The following is a 25,879-nucleotide window of genomic DNA, read 5'->3' as shown; positions in this document are numbered from 1 at the left end:
AAACCACCAAAACCTGGCTTCGCGCCGGGTTTCCTGGCATGAAGGGAAATCATTATGGATATAATGAGAAGTGTTGTGGGTATGGCGGTATTGCTGGTGATCGCATACTTACTGTCGGTGAATAAAAAGCACATCAGCTTACGTACCGTAGGCGCTGCGCTGGTACTGCAAATCGCAATTGGCGGGATCATGCTCTATTTCCCGCCGGGCAAATGGCTGGTTGAGCAGGCCGCGCTGGGCGTGCATAAGGTCATGTCTTACAGTGACGCAGGCAGCGCCTTTATCTTTGGTTCTCTGGTAGGGCCAAAAATGGATGTGCTGTTTGATGGCGCCGGGTTTATTTTTGCCTTCCGTGTGCTCCCCGCCATTATTTTTGTCACTGCGCTTATCAGCCTGCTGTACTACATTGGCGTGATGGGGCTGCTGATTCGTATTCTTGGCGGGATTTTCCAGAAAGCGCTGAACATCAGCAAGATTGAATCATTTGTTGCGGTCACGACCATTTTCCTCGGGCAGAACGAGATCCCGGCGATCGTCAAACCGTTTATTGACCGTCTGAATCGCAACGAACTGTTCACCGCTATCTGTAGCGGGATGGCCTCGATTGCGGGCTCGATGATGATTGGCTATGCCGGCATGGGCGTGCCGATTGATTATCTGCTGGCAGCCTCGTTGATGGCGATTCCGGGCGGGATCCTGTTTGCCCGTATTCTGAGTCCGGCAACAGAAGAATCAAAAGTCACCTTCGAAAACCTCTCTTTCACCGAGACACCGCCAAAAAGTATCATCGAAGCCGCGGCAAGCGGGGCGATGACCGGGCTGAAGATTGCCGCCGGCGTGGCGACGGTGGTCATGGCGTTTGTCGCGATTATTGCGCTGATTAACGGCATTATCGGCGGTGTTGGCGGCTGGTTCGGCTATGGTCATGCGACGCTGGAAGGAATTTTCGGTTGGGTGTTAGCCCCGCTGGCGTGGATCATGGGTGTTGACTGGAGTGATGCCTCTCTGGCGGGTAGCCTGATTGGGCAGAAGCTGGCGATCAACGAATTTGTTGCTTACCTCAACCTCTCGCCTTACCTGCAGGACGGCGGCACGCTTGATGTGAAAACCATCGCCATCATCTCTTTTGCGCTGTGTGGATTTGCCAACTTTGGTTCCATTGGCGTAGTGGTTGGGGCGTTCTCAGCCATCTCACCTCAGCGCGCGCCGGAAATCGCCCAGTTGGGCATGAGGGCGCTGGCGGCGGCCACGCTCTCTAACCTGATGAGTGCGACTATCGCCGGGTTCTTTATCGGACTGGCATAGCGTGAGTTTGCTGAACGGTAGCTGATGTCTTATCCGGCCAGGAGAAACGTCTCAAGGCCGGATAAGGCGTTTTTACTGGCTTGTTTTTAACAGATACAGCGCGTTATCAGCGGAAAGGGTGGGGTTGTTGATACTGACGCTGGCGCGTGACAGGGCCGCACAGGCCATCGCAAAATTCGCGCTTTCGCGAAAATCGCTCCCTTCCAGGAAGCAGTAGATAAGCCCGGCCATAAAACCGTCGTCGGCGCCGAAGCTGTCGACCACCGTATGCTCAGGCGGCATGAGTAAGAATTGCTCGCCATCTTTCTCGCTACAGAAGACCGATTCATCTTCCAGACAGACAAATATCTGCTGAATGCCCTGTTGGTGTAGGGCATTCACCGCGCGGAGTCGATCGTCGTCACTGTTGATGGGATGGCCCCATAAGATTTCCAGCTCTTTTTGCGTCGGTTTCAGCGTATGGATGCGCGTAAACCAGGTTTTCACCTTCGTCGCCTTGAACTCGGAAACGGTATCAATAAACACCGGAATATCATCAGCAACCGTAAAGACCCACTCGATGGCTTCCGGCGTCAGGTTACAGTCCGCCAGCACCACGCCAGCGTGACGGATTAAATCCCGCGAGCTGTTCAGTAACTGTGGCGTTAGCTGTTGCAGGATGTGGGTATCGTTAATCGCCAGCACTGTCTCTTCCTGCTGGTTGGCGATAGAGAGATAGGTGGAGGTGTTATGCCCGTGCAGACGAATGCAGCTGGAGATGTTGACGCCCGCCTGACGCGTTTGCTCCAGCAGCGTCTCGCCATAAAAATCACTGCCGACAGCGGAAATCAGATGGACATCGCGACCCAGCAGGGCGAGGTTATGAGCAATATTGCGCCCGACGCCGCCCGCAGAACAGTGGATACTGCCCGGATTGGACGCGGCCTGCGGGTAGTGGATATCCGCCATGCCGCGAATATCCATGTTAATTGCTCCCACTACCACGCAATAGGCCTGTTCGGTGAGGATGTACCCTTTCCCTTTGATCGCCCCTTTACGCATCAGGTCCATGATGTGCGCGGCAACGCGAGAACGGCTGATCTGCAAAATGTCGGCGATTTCGTTTTGCTGAATCAGCGGGTTGCGGCGCAGAATTTTGAGTATCTGTTTTTCCCTGTCGTTCATGATTACGCAACCGCCTTTTCAGTCTGCTGCGCTTTCAGCCAGGCAATCTCTTCTGCCCAGATGTCGGGATTGATGGTTTCCAGCACCAGCGGAATGCCGTCGAAACGGGCGTCCTGCATGATCCAGCGGAACGCGTCGTGACCAATGTTGCCTTCACCCAGGCTGTGGTGGCGGTCGACCCGGCTGCCAAGGGTGCTCTTGGCGTCGTTCAGGTGCATACCGCGCAGATAGTGAAACCCAACGATGCGCTCAAATTCGGCAAAGGTTTTTTCGCATTCGGCGGCGGAGCGTAAGTCATAGCCTGCGGCGAAAGCGTGGCAGGTGTCGATGCAAACGCCGACGCGCGATTTGTCTTCCACGCCGTCGATGATGGCGGCAAGGTGTTCAAATTTGAAGCCGAGATTGCTGCCCTGACCGGCGGTATTTTCAATCACTGCGGTCACGCCTTCGGTCTGGGCGAGGGCGATGTTGATTGATTCGGCAATTTTCGCCAGACATTCGTCTTCCGATATTTGCATCAGATGGCTGCCCGGGTGAAAGTTAAGCAGGGATAAGCCGAGCTGCTCGCAGCGCTGCATTTCATCGAGAAAAGCGTCGCGGGATTTTTCCAGCGCGTCGCTGACCGGATGGCCCAGATTGATCAGATAGCTGTCGTGCGGCAGGATCTGGGCGGAGGTGAAGTGGTATTTCTCACAGGCGGCTTTAAAGTCATCGATGATTTGCGCGGTGAGAGGGGCGGCGCGCCATTGACGCTGATTTTTGGTGAAGAGCGCAAACGCGGTTGCCTCGATTTCAGCGGCGCGAATGGCGGCATTTGCCAGCCCGCCTGCTGCGCTGACGTGTGCTCCGATGTATTTCATTAAAACTCCTGTTAACCCTATACGCTTTATCCTCCAGGCGGTCTCTTCGTTGGCGGCGTTCACTCACCCCGGTCACGTACTGATGCACGCTCCCGGGGATAAATTGATTTGCCGTCCTGATGCAACCTGAATGATTTTGCGTATGAAAAAACAATCAACAAATTATTCCCAATCATAGCGGGTTAACAGGGTCAGGATGTAGCGAATTATGCAATAACGTGCTGGACCAGGACGTTAATCACGCCACCGCCGACAATCAGCCAGATGAACAGCACCAGTGCCATTAACAGCGGTTTCGCTCCGGCTTTCTTCAGCGCGCTCACGTGCGTTGTCAGCCCCAGTGCCGCCATCGCCATGGCCAGCAATACCGTATCCAGCGTGACCAGCATGTTCACTACCGCCTGCGGCAACAGATGGAACGAGTTGAAAATGGCAACCACGATGAACAGGATGGCAAACCACGGAATGGTGATTTTGCTTTTTTCCCCACCGCTGGCCGGTGACAGTTGCTTAACACGTGCGGCCATAAAGATGAGGAATGGAGCCAGCATCATGACGCGCAGCATTTTGGCAATCACCGCTGCGTTTTCCGCATCCGGGTTGATCGCGTGTCCTGCCGCCACAACCTGTGCCACTTCATGCATGGTGGAGCCAATAAAAATACCGTACGTTTCCGGGCTAAACCAATGTGCCAGCAGTGGATACATCGCCGGGTAGAGGAAAATCGCCATCGTGCCGAAGATCACCACCGTCGCGACGGCGACCGTGACTTTGCTGGCTTCGGCTTTCACGACGGGTTCCGTCGCCAGTACCGCCGCCGCACCGCAAATACTGCTGCCCGCGCCGATTAACCAACTGGTCTGGCGATCCAGACCAAAGACCTTCTGACCCAGAAAGCAGGCCAGCATAAAGGTGCTGGACAGCGTCAGAACGTCGATCAGAATACCGCTGACACCCACGTCAGCAATTTGCGCGAAGGTGAGGCGAAAGCCGTAGAGGATGATCCCCAGCCGTAATAAATGTTGCTTGGCAAACAGGACGCCGCCGTCACAGCTTTTCCAGATCTGCGGATAGACGGTGTTACCCATCACCATCCCCAACAAGATTGCTAAGGTGAGGGCGCTGAACCCGGCACCTGCCACGGCGGGAATGGACCCGCCCCATAAGGCAACCCCGGTAATAACTGCACTGAGGGCAAGCCCCGGAATAAAATGCCACATTGTTCGACGGTGATTCGTTAAGGTGAGTTCTGTCATTGCCTTCTCCTCTTTTATGGGCAAAAGGTTACGGCGAACTGGCTTAAAAATAAAATTGATTATATATTTATAATTAATCTTTATAAGTGGTAAGCGACCATGCACATCACCCTGCGGCAACTTGAAGTTTTTACCGAAGTTTTGAAAAGCGGCTCAACGACGCAAGCGTCAGTGATGCTGGCGCTGTCGCAGTCGGCGGTCAGTGCGGCGCTGACCGATCTGGAAGGTCAGTTGGGTGTTCAGCTTTTCGATCGTGTAGGCAAACGGCTGGTGGTGAATGAACATGGGCGCTTGCTTTATCCGCGGGCGCTGGCGTTACTGGAGCAGGCGGTGGAGATTGAGCAGTTGTTCCGCGAAGACAACGGCGCTATCCGCGTGTACGCCAGCAGCACTATCGGCAACTATATTCTTCCGGGGGTGATCGCCCGTTATCGTCGTGATTTCCCCACTCTTCCCCTGGAACTCAGCGTCGGTAACAGTCAGGACGTGATTACGGCGGTGCTTGATTTTCGGGTCGACATTGGGCTTATCGAAGGGCCGTGCCACAATACGGAAATCATCTCGGAGCCGTGGCTGGAAGATGAACTGGTGGTATTCGCCGCGCCGACTTCGCCACTGGCGCAGGGACCGGTAACGCTTGAACAACTCGCTGCTGCCCCCTGGATCCTGCGCGAGCGCGGTTCCGGAACGCGGGAGATTGTGGATTATCTGCTGTTGTCGCACTTACCCAAATTTGAAATGGCGATGGAACTGGGAAATTCCGAAGCCATCAAGCACGCCGTGCGTCATGGACTGGGAATTAGCTGCCTGTCGCGCCGGGTGATTGATGAACAGCTCCAGGCAGGAACGCTCAGTGAAGTCGCGGTGCCGCTTCCGCGCCTGGTGCGTACGCTCTGGCGGATCCACCATCGCCAGAAACACCTCTCCAACGCGCTGCAGCGCTTCCTGAGTTATTGCGAATAATACCTTCCGGGAACGGAGCGCCTGACGGTGATCCGTTCTGGGGGCAGTAAGCCCACCGTTCTCTGCTATTACTTATAATCCGCGGCCAGTCATGAAGGTCTCTTATAACAGCGCATTTGTGCCAGAAGGAGAGCGTTTCGTCTGTTACAATCGCGCCTCATTTTTTGGATGGATAGCATTTTCACATGGTTTCCGAAACTAAAACCACAGAAGCGCCCGCGTTACGTCGCGAACTGAAGGCGCGTCACCTGACGATGATCGCCATCGGCGGCTCCATCGGTACCGGCCTTTTCGTTGCGTCTGGTGCCACCATTTCCGCAGCGGGTCCTGGCGGTGCGTTGTTTTCCTATATTCTGATTGGCCTGATGGTGTACTTCCTGATGACCAGTCTTGGCGAACTGGCGGCGTATATGCCGGTGTCCGGTTCGTTTGCGACCTACGGTCAGAACTATGTTGAAGAAGGCTTCGGCTTCGCGCTGGGCTGGAACTACTGGTACAACTGGGCGGTGACCATCGCTGTTGACCTTGTAGCGGCACAACTGGTGATGAACTGGTGGTTCCCCGATACCCCAGGCTGGATCTGGAGCGCGCTGTTCCTCGGTGTGATCTTCTTGCTGAACTACATCTCGGTCAGAGGCTTTGGTGAAGCGGAATACTGGTTCTCACTGATCAAAGTGGCAACCGTGATTATCTTCATCATTGTTGGTGTGATGATGATCGTCGGCATCTTCAAGGGTGCCCAGCCGGTGGGCTGGAGCAACTGGACGACGGGCGATGCGCCGTTTGCCGGTGGCTTTGCGGCCATGATTGGCGTGGCGATGATAGTCGGCTTCTCTTTCCAGGGGACGGAGCTAATTGGTATTGCGGCTGGTGAATCTGAAGATCCGGAAAAGAACATTCCGCGCGCGGTGCGTCAGGTGTTCTGGCGAATCCTGCTGTTCTATGTCTTTGCGATTCTGATTATCAGCCTGATCATCCCGTACACCGACCCAAGCCTGCTGCGTAATGATGTGAAAGATATCAGCGTCAGCCCGTTCACATTGGTCTTCCAGCATGCCGGTCTGCTCTCTGCGGCGGCGGTGATGAATGCGGTGATCCTGACGGCGGTGCTGTCGGCGGGTAACTCCGGGATGTATGCGTCAACCCGTATGCTTTACACCCTGGCCTGCGATGGCAAAGCGCCGCGTATTTTCGCGAAGCTCTCTCGTGGCGGTGTTCCGCGTAATGCGCTGTACGCCACCACGGTGATTGCCGGCCTGTGCTTCCTGACCTCAATGTTCGGTAACCAGACGGTTTACCTGTGGTTGTTGAACACGTCCGGGATGACGGGCTTTATCGCCTGGCTGGGGATTGCCATCAGCCACTATCGTTTCCGTCGCGGCTATGTCATGCAGGGCCATGACGTGAAGGATCTGCCGTACCGTTCAGGTTTCTTCCCGCTGGGGCCGATCTTCGCGTTCGTCCTGTGTCTTATCATCACGCTGGGGCAGAACTACGAAGCGTTCCTGAAAGACACCATTGACTGGGGCGGCGTCGCGGCAACCTATATCGGTATCCCGCTGTTCCTGATTATCTGGTTCGGCTATAAGCTGACCCGAGGGACTCACTTTGTTCGTTACAGTGAAATGCACTTCCCGGAACGTGTGAAGAAGCAATAGTCACCGCACAAGTGAAGCGATAAAAAAAAGCCCCGACATGTCGGGGCTTTTTGTTGAAGCAGGCTCAGAAGTTGTACGTCAGACCCACCGTATAGCGACGACCATCGAGGATAGTGTCGTAGGTATCGTAATCAATCTGTTTATCCAGCGCGTTATACACCCCAGCCGTCACCAGCAGGTTCTTGTTCGCGTTGTAACGCAGACCGACATCAACCTGCGTGTAGGACGGCGTACCTTGCGACATTGAGGTGCGGCTCAGATATTCAGAGGTTTTACCGCGGAAGTTCAGACGACTCCAGAAGCCCACCGTCTCAGTCGCCTGCCAGTCCAGCGTCGTGTTAAACATATGCTTTGGCATTTTGTTTAACGGCTTGCCTTCGAATTGGCCGCTTTTCTGTTCTGACTCGGTATAAGTGTAGTTGGCCGTCCAGTTCAGGTCGCGAGTCATCTTCCAGCCGAATGTCGATTCCACGCCGCGCATGTTGGCTTTATCAACGTTCACGCGATCGCTGACAAAATCATAACTTTCACTGCCAATCGTACAGACCGGATCGGCGCTGCTGTTACAGCGGCGAACTTCGGTGATCTTGTCTTTGAAATCGGTATTGAACAGGGTGACGCCGGCGTTGAGGTTGTCGCCGTTATCCCACAGCAGTCCCAGTTCTTCGCTCAGGCTCTTTTCCGGCTTCAGATCCGGGTTACCGACGATAATGCCATTCAGACGACCCCCACCGGTGACCTGGCCCCAGTTTGCGGAGGACTGACGCAAATCCGGCGCGCGGTAGCCTGCGGAGACGCCACCTTTTAAGGTCCATTGATCGCTCAGATGCCAGACGCCATAACCACGCGGCGTCCAGTTGTCGCCGTAGTTTTCGTCTTTATCCATGCGGATCCCACCGGTCAGAGTAAAGCTGTCGGTCATCGCCCATTCATCTTCTGCAAACAGCGCCCAGCTCCAGCGGGTCAGTTTGTCCAGACCCTCAGCCGCTTTCAGTTGGTTGCCGGTATCGCTCAGTTTTTCATAACGATACTGACCGCCCAGCGTCAGGGTATGGGCACCGAGGAAAATCTGGTTCTGGTTATTGAAGATCGTGTTGTACGACTTCATCTCACGGCCTGGGTTGTTGGTCTCTTCCTGCTGGATATAGCTGGTGGTGTTGAATTCATCGTAATAGCCGCTGTGCGTTAATGAGTACGTGGTGTGCTCATAGCGGTTTTCACTTTTTGTATTGGGTTTACAGGTTCCGTTACGGCAGGTCTCTGCGGCCATGGATTTGCCAGGCGTACTGTCGCGATCCTGCAATTCACGGGCGATATCAAAATCGATGTCGTTCTTATCGTCCGGCGTAAAGTTAAGGGTCAGACCGCCGTTACGCAGGCGTTGCTCATTGTAGCCGTTGACGATCTGGTCTTCTGCGCGGCGAGACAGCAGCCCGGTGACTTTCGCGCCCAGCAGGCCGTCGATCAGCGGGCCAGAAGCATAGGCATTGGTCTGGAACAGATCGCCGGAATCGCTGTTTTCCTGGAAGGTGGCATCACCGTGCAGTGAACCGGTCCAGCCTTTGGTGTTAGACACTTTTTTGGTGATCACGTTAATTACGCCGCCCATCGCATCGGAGCCGTACAGCGATGACATCGGGCCACGGATGACCTCGATTCGCTCGATGGACTCCAGCGGTGGCAGCCAGCCCTGTTCGATCCCAGAGTTATCGCTGTTCGGACGTGTACCGCGAGTGCTGATACGTTTGCCGTTCACCAGGAACAGCGTGTACTGCGACGCCATCCCGCGGATGCTGATATCGCTGCTGCTGCCCCCGCCGGTGACCACCACGCCAGGCACATCTTTCAGCGCATCGGTAACGTCACGGTAAGCTTTATCTTCAATTTGCTGTTTTGAAATAACCGAAATTGAAGCCGGGGCATTCTGGATTTTCTGCTCAAATCCCGTTGCGGTCACAACAACGGTATCCTGATCGGCAGCATGAACGAACGATGGGAGGCACGCCGCGCTGACTACGACGGCAATAGCCTTAACGTGAGGTATAGTCATTTTGTCATTCCATTAAACGAGTAAAATCCGCATGTCATGTGAAAGGCCATGACAACTGTATGTGTTTGTCTTTTAAGAACTCTTTGCGGTAAAGAAGCGAGGGGAATTGTACAAAAGAATGAATATTTGTAAACACTAATGATAATTGAAATCATTTGCGTTTGTTTGATTTGTAAGGGAAATCCTTTGAAGTCAACGAGATAGGGGAACGTAAATGTGAGGGAAAAATGAAGAAATAATGGAGAAGTAACGAAGAAAAGGAGGGCGCATTGCCCTCCTGGGGTTATTTCATCAAATGTTCGGCATGGAAGCGCAGATGATCCTCAATGAATGAGGCAATAAAGTAATAGCTGTGATCGTAGCCGGGCTGAATACGCAACGTCATCGGCCAGGCGGTTTGACGAGCGGCTTCTGCAAGAACGGCGGGTTGTAGCTGATCGGCCAGAAACTGATCGCTGTCACCCTGGTCAATCAGCGTCGGGATGGCATCTTCCGGCTGGCTGGCGTACATCAGTGCACAGCTGTCCCATTGGGCCCATGCGGCGTGATCTTCACCCAGATAGGCGCGAAACGCTTTCTCGCCCCAGGGAACGCGGCACGGATTAACGATTGGCGCGAAGGCGGAGACGCTGGTGTACTTGCCCGGATTTTTCAACGCCATGATCAGCGCGCCGTGCCCGCCCATTGAGTGTCCACTGATCGCGCAGCGTTCGCTGACGTTAAAATGCGCCTGAATCAGCGCCGGGAGTTCATCGCGCACGTAGTCATACATGCGGAAATGGGCAGCCCAGGGTTGCTGCGTCGCATTGAGATAAAAACCGGCTCCCTGGCCCAGATCATAACCTTCATCGTTGGCGACCTGTTCGCCGCGTGGGCTGGTATCCGGCATGACTAAAACGATACCCAATTCTGCCGCAATACGCTGCGCGCCAGCTTTGGTGGTAAAGTTTTCATCATTACAGGTTAACCCGGACAGCCAGTACAGCACCGGCGGAGGGGTGGTATCGCGAGGCGGGGGGAGAAAAATGCTGAACGTCATTGTGCAGTTCAGCGTGGTGGAGTCGTGTCGCCAGCGTTGCTGCCAGCCTTCAAAACAGCGGTGCTCTTCGAGCATTTCCATGCGTGGCTCCTTGTTGTGTTGAACCTGAATGTGTTCGCAAACTCCCCATAATACAGATAATTCATGGCACTGTGAGTAACTTTCACTTCCGCATTGCGCAGACATGCTTCATCATCGATAGCAGTCGATATAACCCTTCCCGCTGCCTTTTGCAAAACACGATTTGAAAGGCGACGGCGATTTCAATAATTATCGTTGCGAATACTGGATTATGTGCGCGGCCTCACGCACAATAATCAGGCTGTCTACAGCCTAAAAACTTTGCCCCACGTAGGGCAGAGACGCCACACCTGCAGGAGAAGAATAAATGTCATCACTCAGTAAAGAAGCGGCCCTGGTTCATGAAGCGCTGGTAGCGCGAGGGCTGGAAACGCCGCTGCGTCCGCCCGTGCATGAGATGGATAACGAAACGCGCAAACGTCTTATCTCAGGCCATATGACCGAGATCATGCAGTTGTTGAATCTCGATCTGAGCGATGACAGCCTGATGGAAACGCCACATCGCATCGCCAAAATGTATGTTGATGAGATTTTCTCGGGGCTGGATTACGCCAATTTCCCGAAAATCACCGTCATTGAAAACAAAATGAAAGTCGATGAGATGGTGACGGTACGCGACATCACGCTGACCAGTACCTGTGAGCATCACTTCGTGACCATTGATGGCAAAGCCACCGTGGCCTATATCCCGAAAGATTCTGTGATTGGTCTGTCGAAGATCAACCGCATTGTCCAGTTCTTTGCCCAACGTCCGCAGGTACAGGAGCGGTTAACGCAGCAAATCCTGACTGCGCTGCAAACCCTGCTGGGGACCAACAACGTGGCGGTATCGATTGATGCAGTGCATTACTGTGTGAAAGCGCGCGGTATTCGCGACGCCACCAGTGCGACCACCACCACCTCGCTTGGTGGCCTGTTCAAATCAAGCCAGAATACGCGTCAGGAATTTTTGCGCGCGGTACGTCATCACAACTGATTAAGGCAGGGGCTATGGAGCGTAATGTCACGCTGGATTTTGTTCGTGGCGTCGCCATCCTTGGCATCCTGCTGTTGAATATCAGCGCCTTTGGTCTGCCAAAGGCGGCTTATCTCAATCCTGCCTGGTACGGAAGTATTACCGCTTCAGATGCCTGGACCTGGGCCATTCTGGATCTGTTCGCCCAGGTAAAATTCCTCACCCTTTTTGCGCTGCTGTTTGGGGCGGGCCTGCAAATGCTGCTGCCACGCGGCAAGCGCTGGATCCAGTCCCGTCTGACTCTGCTGGTGTTGCTCGGTTTTATTCATGCTTTGCTGTTCTGGGATGGCGATATTCTGCTGGCCTATGGGCTGGTGGGGCTGATCTGCTGGCGACTGGTGCGCGATGCGCCGTCGGTGAAAAGCCTGTTTAACACCGGGGTGCTGCTCTATCTGGTTGGAATTGGCGTCCTGTTGTTACTGGGTGCGATTTCCGGTAGCGCCTCTAATCGTGCCTGGACGCCGGATGCCTCAGCCTTACTGTATGAAAAATTCTGGAAAGTTAACGGCGGCGTCGACGCTATCAGCAATCGGGTTGAAGGATTATCAAACAGCCTGCTGGCGCTCGGTGCGCAGTACGGCTGGCAACTGGCGGGCATGATGTTGCTCGGGGCCGCGCTGATGCGCAGTGGCTGGCTGAAAGGACAGTTTCGCCTTTCGCATTATCGACGCAGCGGCTTTTTACTGGTTGCTGTGGGACTGCTAATCAATCTACCTGCCGTGGTCGCACAGTGGCAACTGGACTGGGACTATCGCTGGTGTGCTTTCCTGTTACAGGCCCCGCGTGAACTCAGCGCGCCGTTTCAGACGCTCGGCTATACCGCGTTGATGTTTGGTTACTGGCCGCAGCTTAGCCGCAGTAAAATCGTTCTCGCGATTGCCTGCGTCGGACGAATGGCGCTGACGAATTATCTGCTGCAAACCCTGATTTGCACCACACTGTTTTATCAATTCGGCTTATTTATGAAATTTGACCGTCTTGAGCTGCTGCTGTTTGTTTTCCCGGTGTGGCTGGCGAACCTGCTTTTCTCCGTTATCTGGCTGCGATTTTTTCCCCAGGGCCCGGTGGAGTGGCTCTGGCGGCAGTTAACCCTGCGTGCGTCAGGGATATCATTGTCCCATACATCCAGATAACGATCTGGATCACAATCATTAACAAAATGGATGTAAGCGCTTTCATCGCTGTGACCGCACTCACGTAGTCCTTTTCCCTCCGCTGACAAAATAGCCGCCAGTTATGCAGCGAGTGACTGCAATTCCAGACAGGGTAGTGAATATGATCACCATTCGTGATGTGGCGCGTCAGGCAGGCGTATCCGTGGCGACGGTTTCCCGCGTATTAAACAACAGTGCGCTGGTCAGTCCCGATACGCGCGAGGCGGTAATGAAGGCGGTGACGCTGCTGGGCTATCGGCCAAACGCCAATGCCCAGGCGCTGGCCACGCAGGTCAGTGAAACCATTGGCGTGGTGGTGATGGACGTTTCCGATGCGTTTTTTGGCGCGCTGGTGAAAGCGGTGGATCTGGTTGCTCAGCAGCATCAGAAATACGTGCTGATCGGCAACAGCTATCATGAAGCCGAAAAGGAGCGTCATGCCATTGAGGTACTGATCCGCCAGCGGTGTAATGCCTTGATCGTTCACTCGAAAGCGTTAAGCGATCGGGAACTGGGCGAGTTTATGGATCAGATCCCCGGCATGGTGCTGATCAACCGTATTGTCCCTGGCTATGCCCATCGCTGCGTCTGTCTGGACAATATCAGCGGCGCGAAAATGGCAACCCGTATGCTATTGAATAACGGTCATCAGCGTATTGGTTATCTGGCCTCCAGCCACCGCATTGAAGATGACGTCATGCGCCGGGAAGGGTGGAGCAGCGCGCTCAAAGAGCAGGGCATTGTCCCGCCGGAAAGTTGGATCGGCATCGGATCGCCGGATATGCAGGGCGGTGAGGCGGCGATGGTGGAGTTGTTGGGACGCAACCTGCAGTTAACCGCCGTCTTCGCCTATAACGACAATATGGCCGCCGGGGCGCTGACGGCGCTGAAGGACAACGGTATTTCCATCCCTTTACACCTTTCAATCATTGGTTTTGACGATATTCCCATCGCCCGTTACACCGATCCCCAACTGACAACGGTGCGCTATCCCATTGCTTCTATGGCAAAACTGGCGACAGAACTTGCCTTGCAGGGCGCGGCTGGAACGCTGGATTTATCGGCGACGCATTGCTTTATGCCGACCCTCGTGCGGCGTCATTCGGTTGCCGTGCGACAGAATGCGGCGGCGATCACTAACTTATAATTTCGCCAGATGTAACCGCTTTCAATATGTGAGTAAATTCACAGTATCTTAACATTGTCGTCGCTATGATGGCACCGCTTGTCGCACTGTAACTACGATGTAACTGTGAGTAATCACTTTTACCGAGGTAAAGGCGCTTTAAGCGAAATTAAAACCTATTTCTGGAGCGTTACCGGGCAAGGAAGAGAGATTTTTTTAAAATGAGCTTCGGCGTTCACATAACACTTCATTAACGTTTTGTCCCGCCGGGCATTTATCTTACGTACTACCCTGCATAATAAAACCGGAGTTACCATGAATAAGAAGGTGTTAACCCTTTCAGCCGTTATGGCAAGCATGTTATTCGGCGCGGCTGCGCACGCTGCTGATACTCGCATCGGTGTGACAATCTACAAATATGACGATAACTTTATGTCCGTGGTGCGTAAGGCTATCGAAGCAGACGCGAAAGCGGCGCCTGATGTTCAGCTGCTGATGAACGACTCGCAGAACGACCAGTCGAAACAGAACGATCAGATTGACGTGCTGTTGGCAAAAGGCGTGAAAGCGCTGGCCATCAACCTGGTTGACCCGGCGGCTGCGGGTACGGTTATTGAGAAAGCGCGCGGCCAGGGTGTGCCGGTCGTCTTCTTCAACAAAGAACCTTCGCGCAAAGCCCTGGACAGCTATGACAAGGCTTACTACGTCGGTACTGACTCCAAAGAATCCGGTATTATCCAGGGCGATCTGATCGCTAAACACTGGGCGGCAAACCAGGGCTGGGATCTGAACAAAGACGGTCAGATTCAGTTTGTGCTGCTGAAAGGCGAGCCGGGTCATCCAGATGCTGAAGCGCGTACCACTTACGTTATCAAAGAGCTGAACGATAAAGGCATCAAAACCGAGCAGCTGCAGTTAGATACCGCGATGTGGGACACCGCAATGGCGAAAGACAAAATGGACGCGTGGCTCTCCGGTCCGAACGCGAACAAAATTGAAGTGGTTATCGCCAACAACGATGCGATGGCAATGGGTGCTGTTGAAGCGCTGAAAGCGCACAACAAAACCAGCGTACCGGTCTTTGGCGTCGATGCGCTGCCAGAAGCGCTGGCGCTGGTGAAATCCGGCGCACTGGCCGGTACCGTGCTGAACGATGCGAACAACCAGGCTAAAGCGACCTTTGATCTGGCGAAAAACCTCGCTGACGGCAAGGGTGCCGCTGATGGCACTGAGTGGAAAATCGACAATAAAATCGTCCGCGTTCCTTACGTAGGCGTTGATAAAGATAACCTGGCCGAGTTCACCAAGAAGTAAGTTTGTGGGGCGCGATGATTATCGCGCCCTCTCATCACGCACTCTGCGAGGCCAACAAGGTATAATTATGGTCAGCACAACTACTCAGCCGTCAGGCGAATTCTTGTTGGAAATGAGCGGCATCAACAAGTCTTTTCCCGGCGTTAAGGCACTTGATAATGTTAATTTAAAAGTCCGCCCGCATTCGATTCATGCATTAATGGGAGAGAATGGCGCTGGAAAGTCGACACTATTAAAATGTCTTTTTGGGATCTATCAAAAAGATTCTGGCAGCATATTATTTCAGGGTAAAGAAATCGATTTTCATTCAGCCAAAGAAGCGCTGGAGAATGGTATTTCAATGGTACACCAGGAATTAAACCTGGTATTACAGCGTTCTGTAATGGACAACATGTGGCTGGGACGTTACCCCACCAAAGGTATGTTTGTCGATCAGGAAAAAATGTACCGTGATACCAAAGCTATTTTTGACGAGCTGGATATTGATATCGATCCGCGTGCGCGTGTCGGGACATTGTCCGTGTCGCAAATGCAGATGATCGAAATTGCCAAAGCGTTTTCGTATAACGCGAAAATTGTGATTATGGATGAACCGACCTCCTCGTTAACTGAAAAAGAGGTCAACCATCTGTTCACCATTATTCGCAAGCTGAAAGAACGTGGCTGCGGAATTGTCTATATCTCCCACAAAATGGAAGAAATTTTCCAGTTGTGCGATGAGATTACCGTTCTGCGTGACGGACAGTGGATTGCGACGCAACCGCTGGAAGGGCTGGATATGGACAGGATCATCGCCATGATGGTTGGTCGTTCCCTGAACCAGCGATTCCCGGATAAAGTCAACAAGCCGGGTGAAGTCATTCTGGAAGTGCGTAACCTGACCTCGCTGCGCCAGCCATCGATCCGCGATATCTCTTTTGATTTGCATAAAGGCGAGATCCTCGGTATTGCAGGACTGGTCGGCGCCAAACGCACTGACATCGTTGAAACGCTATTTGGTATCCGTGAGAAATCATCGGGTACTATTACGCTGCACGGCAAAAAGATTAATAACCATAGCGCGAATGAAGCCATTAACCACGGTTTCGCGCTGGTCACAGAAGAGCGTCGTTCCACCGGTATTTATGCTTACCTGGACATTGGTTTTAACTCCTTAATTTCCAATATTCAGAATTATAAAAATAAAGTCGGTCTGTTAGATAACTCGCGAATGAAAAGCGATACCCAATGGGTGATTGATTCCATGCGGGTAAAAACGCCAGGTCACAAGACGCAAATTGGTTCGCTTTCGGGCGGTAACCAGCAGAAGGTGGTTATTGGTCGCTGGCTGCTGACGCAACCGGAAATTTTAATGCTCGACGAACCCACCCGTGGGATCGACGTCGGTGCGAAGTTTGAAATTTATCAGTTAATTGCGGAACTGGCGAAAAAAGGTAAGGGGATCATTATCATCTCCTCCGAAATGCCGGAATTGTTAGGGATAACAGATCGTATTCTGGTCATGAGCAACGGCCTCGTTTCTGGAATTGTTGATACAAAAACGACAACGCAAAACGAAATTCTGCGTCTTGCGTCTTTGCACCTTTAAGATCAGGGGCTCCTCATGAGTGCGTTAAATAAGAAAAGTTTTCTTACTTATCTGAAAGAGGGCGGTATTTACGTCGTTCTTTTAGTCTTGCTGGCCATTATTATTTTCCAGGATCCCACGTTCTTAAGTCTGCTTAACTTAAGTAATATTCTGACCCAGTCTTCCGTGCGTATTATTATTGCGCTGGGGGTGGCGGGTCTGATTGTTACCCAGGGGACTGACCTGTCTGCCGGTCGTCAGGTTGGGCTGGCGGCGGTGGTGGCGGCAACGCTGCTGCAGTCAATGGATAACGTCAATAAAGTGTTTCCGGAAATGGCGACCATGCCGATTGCGCTGGTTATCCTGATTGTCTGCGTTATTGGCGCGATCATCGGTCTGGTGAACGGGATTATCATCGCTTATCTGAACGTGACGCCGTTTATTACCACGCTCGGCACGATGATTATCGTCTACGGGATCAACTCCCTGTATTACGACTTCGTGGGGGCCTCACCGATTTCGGGTTTTGATAGCGGCTTCTCGACCTTTGCACAGGGCTTTATCGCACTGGGCAGCTTCCGGCTTTCGTATATCACATTCTATGCGCTGATTGCCGTCGCATTTGTCTGGGTGCTGTGGAATAAAACCCGCTTTGGTAAAAACATTTTCGCCATCGGCGGTAACCCGGAAGCGGCGAAAGTGTCAGGTGTGAACGTGGCGCTGAACCTGCTGATGATCTATGCGCTGTCCGGTGTCTTCTATGCCTTCGGCGGTCTGCTGGAAGCTGGGCGTATCGGTTCGGCGACCAACAACCTGGGCTTCATGTACGAACTGGATGCGATCGCGGCCTGCGTGGTCGGCGGTGTGTCGTTTAGCGGCGGGGTGGGTACCGTGTTCGGTGTGGTGACCGGTGTGATTATCTTTACCGTCATCAACTACGGTCTGACCTACATCGGCGTTAACCCGTACTGGCAGTACATCATCAAGGGCGGCATTATCATCTTCGCGGTCGCGCTGGATTCACTGAAATACGCGCGTAAGAAGTAACCCTTCAAGGCAGAATCAAACCGGTGCAGACACGTTTTGCGCCGGTTTTTTATTTGATAAAAACCAGCCAGATACCCACAAGTAGCGCGCCAACCGAAAGGCCAAAGTAGACGCCAATATAGCTCCAGTAAGCGGCAGGTTCCGCGGAACGCTGAATTAAGCGCGGTGTTTGCGAGCCCTTGACCGTTTTCTCGACGACGCCGGAGCGTAATCCCTTAATACCTTCCCGCAGGGTCCAGGCGACGATCATCAGTACGCCAATCACGATAAAGAGGGTTTTGTCTTCCAATGCTTATTTTCCTTGTTTCTTTTGCAGTTCAAGTAATTGCTCTGGTGTCACGGCGGGATACCCCTGGGCATCGTCAGGAACCTGATGCAGGGTGGGGATCGGCACTAACGGGCCGAGGAATCGGGGTTCACGTTTAAACAGATACAGGTCGACCAGCGCGCCAAAGCGTGCGCCAAATTCGCGAACCCGAACCGTCAGCATATCCTTTGGTGAAGGCACGGCGTAGCACTGCGCCTGAATGCCCATATGCAGGGCGATAAACAGCGCGCGCTCGCAGTGAAAGCGCTGGGTAATGATGATGAAATCATTGGTGTCGAAGACTTTACGGGTGCGGACAATCGAATCGAGAGTGCGAAATCCGGCGTAATCTAACACGATGTCGGCAGGATCGACGCCGGCGGCAATCAGATCTTTGCGCATGGTCATCGGTTCGTTGTAGCTTTGCAGCGCGTTATCGCCGCTAAGCAGCAGGTAGTTCACTTTGCCACTGTTGTAGGCGTTAAGTGCGCCCTGAATACGATAGCGGTAATACTGGTTAATCACCCCGGTGCGATAATATTTTGCCGTACCGAGTACCACGCCAACCTGACGGTAGGGAAGGTCCTGAAGTTCATCGTAAATATAGGGGGCGGTTTTCCAGCTCATCCAGCGGTCAAGGCCCAACACGACCAACAGCAGCAAGCCGATCAGGACCAACAGGCTGTAGAGTACGCGCTTTAGCATGAAGAAGACTCTGTCACTGGATGAAATTTCAATCAGGCTACTGTACCCGCTGTCGAAGCGCAAGAAACAGCAGTCTGATTGGGGGGATTTTCAGCAATACGCCGTCATGCCAAACGAAACCAGTGCAGGCCTGATAAGCGTAGCGCCATCAGGCGATGAGGCCGGATGACGGTGAAAACGCCTTATCCGGCCTATGAACTGACGCCATCAGGCGATTAACTCAAAAGCACCCGATCAATGTTACTGCAACCCAGCGCTTTCAGCGTGGCGGCGGTGGCATCCCACTGGATCAGCGGCGCGTCGGCTTTTTCCGCCAGAACCGCCCGTTGAATATCGGCATAACCGTAGCCGTTCAGATTCAGCAGAATCAGCGCCCCCTGCAACGGTGGCAGTGTCGGGTTAAACGCGGCGTTCTCGCCATAGCTTCCGCTAAAGATGCGCCCGTCTTTGCACTCCAGCGCCACACCGCTTGGTGACTGGCTGTACGGCATATGACTGCGGCTCGCGGCGGCGATGGCCGCTTGCGCCAGCGCATCACCCTGAGGGGCAAAACCGTGATCCTGTTCATCCATCAGCAGCGTTTTGATGTCGAGATCTTTAGGTCCAAACGCATCCGGCAAATAATCGCGCAGCGTATGCGGTTCGCGACCGGGCAGATGAATGCGCAGATCCAGTCCGCTGTTCAGTTCGTTCATAAACTGACGGCAGTGGCCACAAGGGGTGTAGTTAACGGTGATCGCCGCGAGGCCTTTCTCGCCGCGCAACCAGGCGTGGCTGATGGCGCTTTGTTCAGCATGAACCGTCTGCTGCATGGTCGCGCCGAGGAATTCCATGTTGGCGCCGAAGTACCATGTTCCGCTCACGCCGCGCGCAATCGCGCCGACGTTGAAGTTGGACAATGGCGTACAGGCGCAGGCCGCAGCCAGCGGCAGCAGTGCAAATGCCAGCGCGTCTTCGTCCAGTCCCGTTGCGCTTTTAAGCATTGATACCTGCTCAGCCGTTAGCGAAGCGGGGAAATGCGTATCCGCCAGGATAGGTGCCAGCGCGGATTGCAGATTATCTGCAAGTTGGCTAAAGGCAGTTTGAAAACGTGGGTGCATGGCGTTGCCTCATAACAATGTATTGGGATCGTAGTGTACGGGCCTGTTACGGTCATATGTGTGATCGTAATCTCATTGTGTATGCAACTTATGAAACTTAAATTAAAAATGCGCGACGTATCGCAAATTTTAGCCCATAACCGCGAGAATAATCGGAAACAGGAACGGGGCGATCAGTGAGGTAATAATCCCGCAAATCACCAGCGCCAGTGAACTGAATGCGCCTTCCTGATAATCCAGTTCTGCACAGCGGGCGGTGCCGAGGGCGTGAGACGCGGTGCCCATCGCCAGCCCGCGCGCGGCTTTGGTTTTAATGCGCATGGCGTTTAACAACGTATGACCAAAGACGGCGCCGAGAATACCGACGAAAATCACGCACACGGCGCTGACCGCCGGGATGCCGCCGATGCTGCCGCCGACGGCCATCGCAATCGGCGTGGTGACGGATTTCGGTAAGACGGAGGCGGCGATTTCAGGCGTTGCGCCCATCAGCAGCGCCACCGAGGTGCCGGTCACCATGGCTACAATGCTCCCGACAAAGCAGATAGTAATGATTGACTTCCAGCGGGCACGGATCTGATGCAATTGTTCGTACAGCGGGTAGGCCAGCGCCACCACCGCCGGTTGCAGCAGGTCATTCAACACCTCGCTGCCTTTAAAATAGCTGTCGTAGGAGATACCGCTCAGCAGGAGGAACGGGATAATCACCACCATCGCCACCAGCAGCGGATTCAGCAAAGGAAATTTAAAACGTGCAGCCAGTTTGCGCGCGCCGAAAAAAACCGCCAGCGTCAGCGGTAAAGACCACCAGATTGACGACATCATTCTTTAGACCCTTTCTGACCAACCACTTTGCGTTCACCGTGGACCAGGTGCGAACTCCAGCTCACCACCAGAAAAACCACCAGCGTACTGATTGCGCACGACACCACCACCGGACCAAACTGCGCGCGCAGCAGATCGAAGTACTGCATGACACCGACGCCAATCGGTACAAACAGCAGCGCCATATAGCGAATCAGCACATAGCAGCCGGGGTTGACCCATTTTGCTGGAATGATTTGCAGTGCCAGCAGCACAAACAGGATCAGCATCCCGATGATGCTGCCTGAAATGGCGACGGGCAGCAGGGACGCAATAAAAATGCCTGCATACAGACAGGCATAAATCAGCACGAAAGCGCGCAAGTATTGCCAGATGATATTCAGTGTCTTGCTCATGTTGTAATTCCTTGAAGCGACGGATTCATCATACAATTAAACTTTAAAACGTGCTATCGATCACATCATGAATTCTTAGCATACTGAAGATAGACTGCGGGAACATTGGGCAATGTCCCCAATACGTGGCGCTAAACTTGTGCCAGCAGTTGCAAGAAACGACTCAGTGCGCTGGACGGCGTCTCATTATTGCGCCAGAACACCCCCACGCTGCCCTTTTGTTCGATCTTCGGCAGGTTGAGGATCACCAGTTGTCCCTGGCTGGCATAGCGTTGCGCCAGCCGTAACGAAAGGATAGAGATCATATCGCTGCTTTGCAGCAGGTTGGTGCTGACGTTCATTGATGCCGATTCGATGGTGTTTTCCGGCAGCATCACCCCGTTATCAACCAGCGCGTTATCAATACTCAGGCGGATGGGCGTTCCCGTCGGCCAGACAATCCAGCGCCAGTGCGCGAGATCGGCCCAGCTCAGGGTGTCAAACTTCGCGAGCGGATGGTGGGGACGGGCGACAAAGCAAACGGGTTCGGTATACAGCACCTGATAATTGAGCGGGAGTTGCAGCGCTCGCCCACCGACGCGACCCACCACCACATCCACGGAGCCGGCAAGCAGATCGTGCAGCAGCGGCGTCATGACCTTTTCTTCAATGTTAAGATGCAGCGTCGGCATCTCAACGAGCAGATTGAGGATCGCCTGCGACACACAGTCGGTCGCCACCGGCGAGCAGCCAATCTTCAGGCTCCCTACCAGCCCGCCTTCTTTAAAACGTGCCATTTCATACTGTGAACGCTCCATGTCATTGATTAAGCGCTGGGCGTGTTGCAGCAGCAACTTGCCGCCTTCCGAGGGTCGCAGACCTTTACTGTGACGTTCAAAGAGCGTGATCCCCATCTCATCTTCGAGCTGTGACAGCCATTTCGACAGCGCGGGCTGGGTGATATTCATCATCCGCGCGACGTGCGTGAGATTCCCTTGTTCGCCCAGCGCCACCAGCATTTGCAGATGGTGCAGCTTCAGTTTTTGCGCCCAGTTTGCCATCAGCGATAACCTCCAGGTTATGTCTCTGCATGAAATGCCATTGTACATTTTATCGCCCAGTCTACAAACTCGTAACATACCTAAAACAAAACAACATCTGTCCCTACCTGCACCGAGGCATTCACTATGACTCAACGACGTGAACTACAAGCTCTGATCGATGCTGCTCCTGTCAGCAAGACACAGTGGCGGGTGATCATCTGCTGCTTTCTGGTGGTCATGCTTGATGGTTTTGATACTGCCGCCATTGGCTTTATTGCACCCGACATTCGTACCCACTGGCAGTTAACGGCCGCAGACCTGGCACCGCTGTTCGGCGCGGGTCTGTTAGGACTTACCGCTGGCGCCTTACTTTGCGGACCGCTGTCTGACCGTTTCGGTCGCAAACGGGTGATTGAGCTCTGCGTGGCGCTGTTCGGCGCGCTGAGCCTGATTTCCGCCTTTTCGCCGGATCTGCAAACGCTGGTCATCCTGCGCTTTCTGACCGGTCTGGGTCTGGGCGGCGCCATGCCAAACACCATCACGATGACCTCTGAATACCTGCCAGCCCGCCGCCGTGGCGCGCTGGTCACCCTGATGTTCTGCGGCTTTACTCTCGGTTCCGCAATGGGCGGGATTGTCAGCGCGCAACTGGTGCCGGTCATCGGCTGGCACGGAATTCTGGTCCTCGGCGGCGTGTTACCGCTGATGCTGTTCTTCGTACTGCTCGCAGTCCTGCCGGAATCTCCGCGCTGGCAGGTACGTCGCCAGCTACCGCAGGCAACCATCGCCAGAACGGTCAGCGCGATCACCGGCGAACGTTACGACAATACGCAGTTTTACCTCCAGGAGGCTGCGGCGATTGCCAAAGGCAGCATTCGCCAGCTGTTTGTGGGGCGTCAGTTGCCCATTACCCTGATGTTATGGGTGGTGTTCTTCATGAGTCTGTTAATCATCTATCTGCTGTCGAGCTGGATGCCGACGCTGTTGAACCATCGCGGGATTGACCTGCAACAGGCTTCCTGGGTGACGGCGGCGTTTCAGGTTGGCGGTACGCTCGGCGCGCTGGCACTGGGCGTGCTGATGGATAAACACAATCCGTTCCGGGTGCTGGCCGTGAGTTACGCGCTGGGGGCGGTATGCATCGTCATGATTGGTCTGAGCGAAAACGGGTTATGGTTGATGGCGCTGGCGATCTTCGGTACCGGGGTGGGTATCAGCGGATCGCAGGTGGGCCTCAACGCCTTAACCGCCACGCTCTATCCCACACAGAGTCGGGCGACGGGCGTAAGCTGGTCCAACGCGGTGGGACGCTGCGGCGCGATTGTTGGTTCGCTTTCCGGTGGCGTGATGATGGCGATGAATTTCTCTTTCGATACCTTGTTTTTCATTATCGCGGTTCCGGCGATCATCAGCGCGGTGATGTTAGCCGTCCTGACGGTCGTCGTCCGCCAGTCCGCCTCTGTCCCTGACGTTTTGCCGCACGCAAGCGTCGTGAACGAATAAGGAGAATCCCTATGTCAGAACAAAATCAGGATGTTAAAAACAGCCGTCAGCAGTTTTACCAGCATATTTCGGGGCAGAACCTGACCCCACTGTGGGAATCACTGCACCATCTGGTGCCGAAAACGCCGAATCCAACCTGTGCGCCCGCGTACTGGAACTACCAGGAAATTCGCCCGCTGCTGCTGGAAAGCGGCAACCTGATTGGCGCGAAAGAGGCGATTCGTCGTGTGCTGGTCCTGGAAAACCCGATGTTACGCGGGCAGTCCTCCATCACGTCAACGCTCTACGCGGGGTTGCAGTTGATCATGCCGGGGGAAGTTGCACCCAGCCATCGTCATAACCAGTCGGCATTACGCTTTATCGTCGAAGGGAAAGGCGCGTTTACGGCCGTGGACGGCGAGCGCACCCAGATGCACACCGGCGACTTTATTCTGACCCCGCAGTGGCAATGGCACGATCACGGTAACCCTGGCGATGAGCCGGTGGTCTGGCTGGACGGTCTGGATCTGCCGCTGGTCAACCTTTTGGGCTGCGGTTTTGCTGAAGATTACCCGGAAGATCAGCAGCCGGTCTCGCGCAAAGAGGGCGACTATCTGCCGCGCTATGCCGCCAACATGCTGCCGTTGCGTCACCAGAAAGGTAACTCATCGCCAATTTTCAACTATCGCTATGACCGCAGTCGCGAAGCGTTACATGACCTGACGCGTCTGGGCGATGCCGACGAGTGGGATGGCTACAAGATGCGCTATGTCAACCCGGTAACCGGCGGCTACCCGATGCCATCGATGGGCACGTTCCTGCAACTGTTGCCAAAAGGTTTTACCTCGCGGGTGGCGCGTACCACTGACAGCACCATTTACCACGTCGTGGAAGGGGCGGGTGAGGTCACCGTCGGCAACGAGACCTTCCGTTTTTCAGCCAAAGATATTTTTGTGGTTCCGACCTGGCGCGGCGTGTCGTTCAAAACCACCGATGAGACCGTTTTATTCAGTTTTTCGGACCGACCGGTACAGGAAGCCCTCGGGTTGTTCCGCGAAGCCCGCGATTAATTTGGGAGAGAACCATGACTCAGTACGTATTTGCCCCGCAAGCCCCCGTGACCGTACCGGTTGTCGGCAGCGATGCGCAGTTCCCCGTCCGTCGCGTGTACTGCGTGGGACGCAACTATGCCGCCCATGCCCGCGAAATGGGGTTTGATCCGGACCGTGAACCGCCGTTCTTTTTCTGTAAGCCTGCCGATGCGGTTGTGCCGGTTGCCGCCGGTGAAACGTTAGCGCTGCCGTACCCGGCGCAAACGGACAACTACCACTATGAAATTGAGCTGGTGGTCGCCATCGGTAAAAAGGGCGGCGACATCCCGTTAGAAAAAGCCCATGAATACATCTGGGGTTACGCCACCGGGTTGGATATGACCCGTCGCGATCGCCAGATGGAAATGCGTCAGATGGGGCGTCCGTGGGAAATCGGCAAAGCGTTCGATCTCTCTGCGCCCATCGCGCCGCTGCATAAAGCGGACGAGATTGCGGATATCACCTCCGCGCCTATCTGGTTACAGGTCAACGGCAACGATCATCAGCGCAGCGACATTCGCCATCTGATCTGGTCGGTGAATGAAACGATCAGCTATCTGTCCGGTTTCTTCGAATTGCAACCGGGCGATCTGATCTTCACCGGTACGCCGGAAGGCGTCGGCGCCGTGGTGAAAGGGGATGTGATCACCGGTGGCGTGGACGGGTTGACGCCTCTCTCAGTGAAGATTGTCTGAGGTGATGTATGAAGCTGTACAGTTTTTTTAACAGCTCGGCGTCATACCGCGTACGTATCGCGCTGGCATTAAAGGGCATCGACTACCAGACGGTGGGCGTCAATATTCGTATCGGTCAACAAAACGAACTGGCCTACCGGCGGATGAATCCGGTGGGGCTGGTGCCGACGCTGGTGACCGATGACGGCGAAGCGCTTGGTCAGTCGCTGGCCATCATCGACTGGCTGGACCGGCATTTTCCGCAGTCACGGTTGTTGCCCGTCAGCGATCCGGCGCGTACGCAGGTGCTGGAAATCGTCTATGCCATCGCTTGCGATATTCACCCGGTAAACAACCTGCGGGTGCTGCGCTATCTGAGCGAGGAACTGAAGGTCAGTGAAGAAGAGAAAAAACGCTGGTACGCGCACTGGATCCAGCAAGGGTTAAGCGCCGTCGAACAGCTGTTGCGTCAGAGCCAGTCGCAGAACTACTGCGTGGGCAATGCGCCGACGCTTGCCGACTGCTGCCTGGTCCCGCAATGGGCGAATGCGTTAAGAATGGGGTGCGATCTGAGCGATTATCCACGCTGTAAAGCGGTGTATGACGCCTGTACGCAGCTACCGGCGTTCATCGCGGCAGCCCCCGAAAATCAACAAGATAAAATCTCAGCCTGAGAAGG

Annotated in this window: 25 protein-coding genes; 14 read left to right on the top strand and 11 right to left on the bottom strand. The window is 54.2% G+C overall.

Annotation, left to right across the window (positions count from 1 at the left end; genetic code table 11):
• Nucleotides 1–54: 54 nt before the first annotated feature.
• The gene (locus F384_RS11540) at nt 55–1,305 is read left to right on the top strand and encodes a NupC/NupG family nucleoside CNT transporter (protein ID WP_046481640.1); all 1,251 of its coding nucleotides are present in this window, start codon (nt 55–57) and stop codon (nt 1,303–1,305) included.
• Between the two features lie 72 nt (nt 1,306–1,377).
• Here the strand turns inward: F384_RS11540 and F384_RS11535 are convergent, their stop codons facing one another.
• From F384_RS11535 to F384_RS11525, 3 genes are all read right to left on the bottom strand, one after another.
• The gene (locus F384_RS11535) at nt 1,378–2,469 is read right to left on the bottom strand and encodes a sugar kinase (RefSeq protein ID WP_046481638.1); all 1,092 of its coding nucleotides are present in this window, start codon (nt 2,467–2,469) and stop codon (nt 1,378–1,380) included.
• A gap of 2 nt (nt 2,470–2,471) precedes the next feature.
• Nucleotides 2,472–3,329: a deoxyribonuclease IV gene (gene nfo, locus F384_RS11530; protein ID WP_046481637.1), complete on the bottom strand. Its 858-nt coding sequence runs from the start codon at nt 3,327–3,329 to the stop codon at nt 2,472–2,474.
• Between the two features lie 206 nt (nt 3,330–3,535).
• Complete coding sequence (locus F384_RS11525; RefSeq protein ID WP_046481636.1) at nt 3,536–4,585, bottom strand: YeiH family protein; 1,050 nt, start codon at nt 4,583–4,585, stop codon at nt 3,536–3,538.
• 99 nt (nt 4,586–4,684) lie between these two features.
• Between F384_RS11525 and yieE the strand changes: the two genes are divergently transcribed.
• Both yieE and lysP read left to right on the top strand, forming a co-directional pair.
• Entirely contained in the window at nt 4,685–5,548 is an 864-nt protein-coding gene (yieE, locus tag F384_RS11520; protein WP_046481634.1) for a DNA-binding transcriptional regulator YeiE, read from the top strand.
• Between the two features lie 185 nt (nt 5,549–5,733).
• The gene (gene lysP / locus F384_RS11515; RefSeq protein WP_046481633.1) at nt 5,734–7,206 is read left to right on the top strand and encodes a lysine-specific permease; all 1,473 of its coding nucleotides are present in this window, start codon (nt 5,734–5,736) and stop codon (nt 7,204–7,206) included.
• 64 nt (nt 7,207–7,270) lie between these two features.
• Here lysP and F384_RS11510 read toward each other — a convergent pair whose 3' ends face one another.
• Both F384_RS11510 and fghA read right to left on the bottom strand, forming a co-directional pair.
• Complete coding sequence (locus tag F384_RS11510; RefSeq protein ID WP_046481631.1) at nt 7,271–9,256, bottom strand: ligand-gated channel protein; 1,986 nt, start codon at nt 9,254–9,256, stop codon at nt 7,271–7,273.
• A 283-nt stretch (nt 9,257–9,539) separates the two neighbouring features.
• Nucleotides 9,540–10,376, bottom strand: coding sequence for an S-formylglutathione hydrolase (gene fghA / locus F384_RS11505; RefSeq protein ID WP_046481630.1), 837 nt, complete (start codon nt 10,374–10,376; stop codon nt 9,540–9,542).
• Between the two features lie 307 nt (nt 10,377–10,683).
• Between fghA and folE the strand changes: the two genes are divergently transcribed.
• From folE to mglC, 6 genes are all read left to right on the top strand, one after another.
• Entirely contained in the window at nt 10,684–11,352 is a 669-nt protein-coding gene (gene folE / locus F384_RS11500; protein ID WP_012131616.1) for a GTP cyclohydrolase I FolE, read from the top strand.
• A gap of 14 nt (nt 11,353–11,366) precedes the next feature.
• Nucleotides 11,367–12,524, top strand: a complete 1,158-nt coding sequence (gene yeiB, locus F384_RS11495) for a DUF418 domain-containing protein YeiB (protein WP_046481628.1) — start codon at nt 11,367–11,369, stop codon at nt 12,522–12,524.
• 142 nt (nt 12,525–12,666) lie between these two features.
• Nucleotides 12,667–13,692, top strand: a complete 1,026-nt coding sequence (gene galS, locus F384_RS11490; RefSeq protein ID WP_046481626.1) for an HTH-type transcriptional regulator GalS — start codon at nt 12,667–12,669, stop codon at nt 13,690–13,692.
• A 294-nt stretch (nt 13,693–13,986) separates the two neighbouring features.
• Nucleotides 13,987–14,985 (top strand): galactose/glucose ABC transporter substrate-binding protein MglB, encoded by a 999-nt coding sequence (mglB, locus tag F384_RS11485; protein WP_046481624.1) that lies wholly within the window; start codon nt 13,987–13,989, stop codon nt 14,983–14,985.
• 67 nt (nt 14,986–15,052) lie between these two features.
• Entirely contained in the window at nt 15,053–16,573 is a 1,521-nt protein-coding gene (gene mglA, locus F384_RS11480) for a galactose/methyl galactoside ABC transporter ATP-binding protein MglA (protein ID WP_046481622.1), read from the top strand.
• 15 nt (nt 16,574–16,588) lie between these two features.
• Complete coding sequence (gene mglC / locus F384_RS11475; RefSeq protein ID WP_046481620.1) at nt 16,589–17,599, top strand: galactose/methyl galactoside ABC transporter permease MglC; 1,011 nt, start codon at nt 16,589–16,591, stop codon at nt 17,597–17,599.
• A gap of 49 nt (nt 17,600–17,648) precedes the next feature.
• Here the strand turns inward: mglC and F384_RS11470 are convergent, their stop codons facing one another.
• Together F384_RS11470 and sanA are read right to left on the bottom strand one after the other, a co-directional pair.
• Entirely contained in the window at nt 17,649–17,888 is a 240-nt protein-coding gene (locus F384_RS11470; protein WP_046481618.1) for a DUF2542 family protein, read from the bottom strand.
• Nucleotides 17,889–17,891: 3 nt separating this feature from the next.
• Nucleotides 17,892–18,611 carry an outer membrane permeability protein SanA gene (gene sanA / locus F384_RS11465; RefSeq protein WP_046481616.1) on the bottom strand — a complete coding sequence of 240 codons (720 nt, stop codon included), beginning with the start codon at nt 18,609–18,611 and terminating at the stop codon, nt 17,892–17,894.
• On the opposite strand from sanA, the gene F384_RS29870 reads away from it, so the two are divergent.
• Complete coding sequence (locus tag F384_RS29870; RefSeq protein WP_155403993.1) at nt 18,610–18,780, top strand: hypothetical protein; 171 nt, start codon at nt 18,610–18,612, stop codon at nt 18,778–18,780. The genes sanA and F384_RS29870 overlap by 2 nt on opposite strands.
• 46 nt (nt 18,781–18,826) lie before the next feature.
• On the opposite strand, the gene cdd is transcribed toward F384_RS29870, so the two are convergent.
• The 4 genes from cdd to F384_RS11445 all read right to left on the bottom strand — a co-directional run bounded on the left by cdd (nt 18,827) and on the right by F384_RS11445 (nt 21,971).
• On the bottom strand, nt 18,827–19,711 hold the full coding sequence (gene cdd / locus F384_RS11460; protein WP_046481612.1) for a cytidine deaminase: 885 nt from the start codon (nt 19,709–19,711) through the stop codon (nt 18,827–18,829).
• 129 nt (nt 19,712–19,840) lie between these two features.
• Nucleotides 19,841–20,536 (bottom strand): CidB/LrgB family autolysis modulator, encoded by a 696-nt coding sequence (locus tag F384_RS11455; protein ID WP_046481611.1) that lies wholly within the window; start codon nt 20,534–20,536, stop codon nt 19,841–19,843.
• On the bottom strand, nt 20,533–20,931 hold the full coding sequence (locus F384_RS11450) for a CidA/LrgA family protein (protein ID WP_046481609.1): 399 nt from the start codon (nt 20,929–20,931) through the stop codon (nt 20,533–20,535). The genes F384_RS11455 and F384_RS11450 overlap by 4 nt, the downstream gene beginning before the upstream one ends.
• Nucleotides 20,932–21,062: 131 nt before the next feature.
• Nucleotides 21,063–21,971 carry a LysR family transcriptional regulator gene (locus F384_RS11445; RefSeq protein ID WP_042317990.1) on the bottom strand — a complete coding sequence of 303 codons (909 nt, stop codon included), beginning with the start codon at nt 21,969–21,971 and terminating at the stop codon, nt 21,063–21,065.
• A 126-nt stretch (nt 21,972–22,097) separates the two neighbouring features.
• On the opposite strand from F384_RS11445, the gene F384_RS11440 reads away from it, so the two are divergent.
• Genes F384_RS11440 through maiA form a run of 4 tightly spaced genes read left to right on the top strand, consistent with a single transcriptional unit; the run spans nt 22,098 to nt 25,874 of the window.
• Entirely contained in the window at nt 22,098–23,456 is a 1,359-nt protein-coding gene (locus F384_RS11440; protein ID WP_046481608.1) for an MFS transporter, read from the top strand.
• A gap of 11 nt (nt 23,457–23,467) precedes the next feature.
• Entirely contained in the window at nt 23,468–24,505 is a 1,038-nt protein-coding gene (gene gtdA / locus F384_RS11435) for a gentisate 1,2-dioxygenase (RefSeq protein ID WP_046481606.1), read from the top strand.
• A gap of 14 nt (nt 24,506–24,519) precedes the next feature.
• The gene (locus tag F384_RS11430) at nt 24,520–25,221 is read left to right on the top strand and encodes a fumarylacetoacetate hydrolase family protein (RefSeq protein WP_046481604.1); all 702 of its coding nucleotides are present in this window, start codon (nt 24,520–24,522) and stop codon (nt 25,219–25,221) included.
• 8 nt (nt 25,222–25,229) lie between these two features.
• On the top strand, nt 25,230–25,874 hold the full coding sequence (gene maiA, locus F384_RS11425; protein ID WP_046481603.1) for a maleylacetoacetate isomerase: 645 nt from the start codon (nt 25,230–25,232) through the stop codon (nt 25,872–25,874).
• The last annotated feature ends 5 nt before the right edge of the window (nt 25,875–25,879 follow it).

This window comes from Citrobacter amalonaticus Y19 (assembly GCF_000981805.1).
GTDB lineage: Bacteria > Pseudomonadota > Gammaproteobacteria > Enterobacterales > Enterobacteriaceae > Citrobacter_A > Citrobacter_A amalonaticus_C.
The sequence above is the reverse complement of the archived record's forward strand: the minus strand, read 5'-3'. Positions and strand labels throughout refer to the sequence as shown.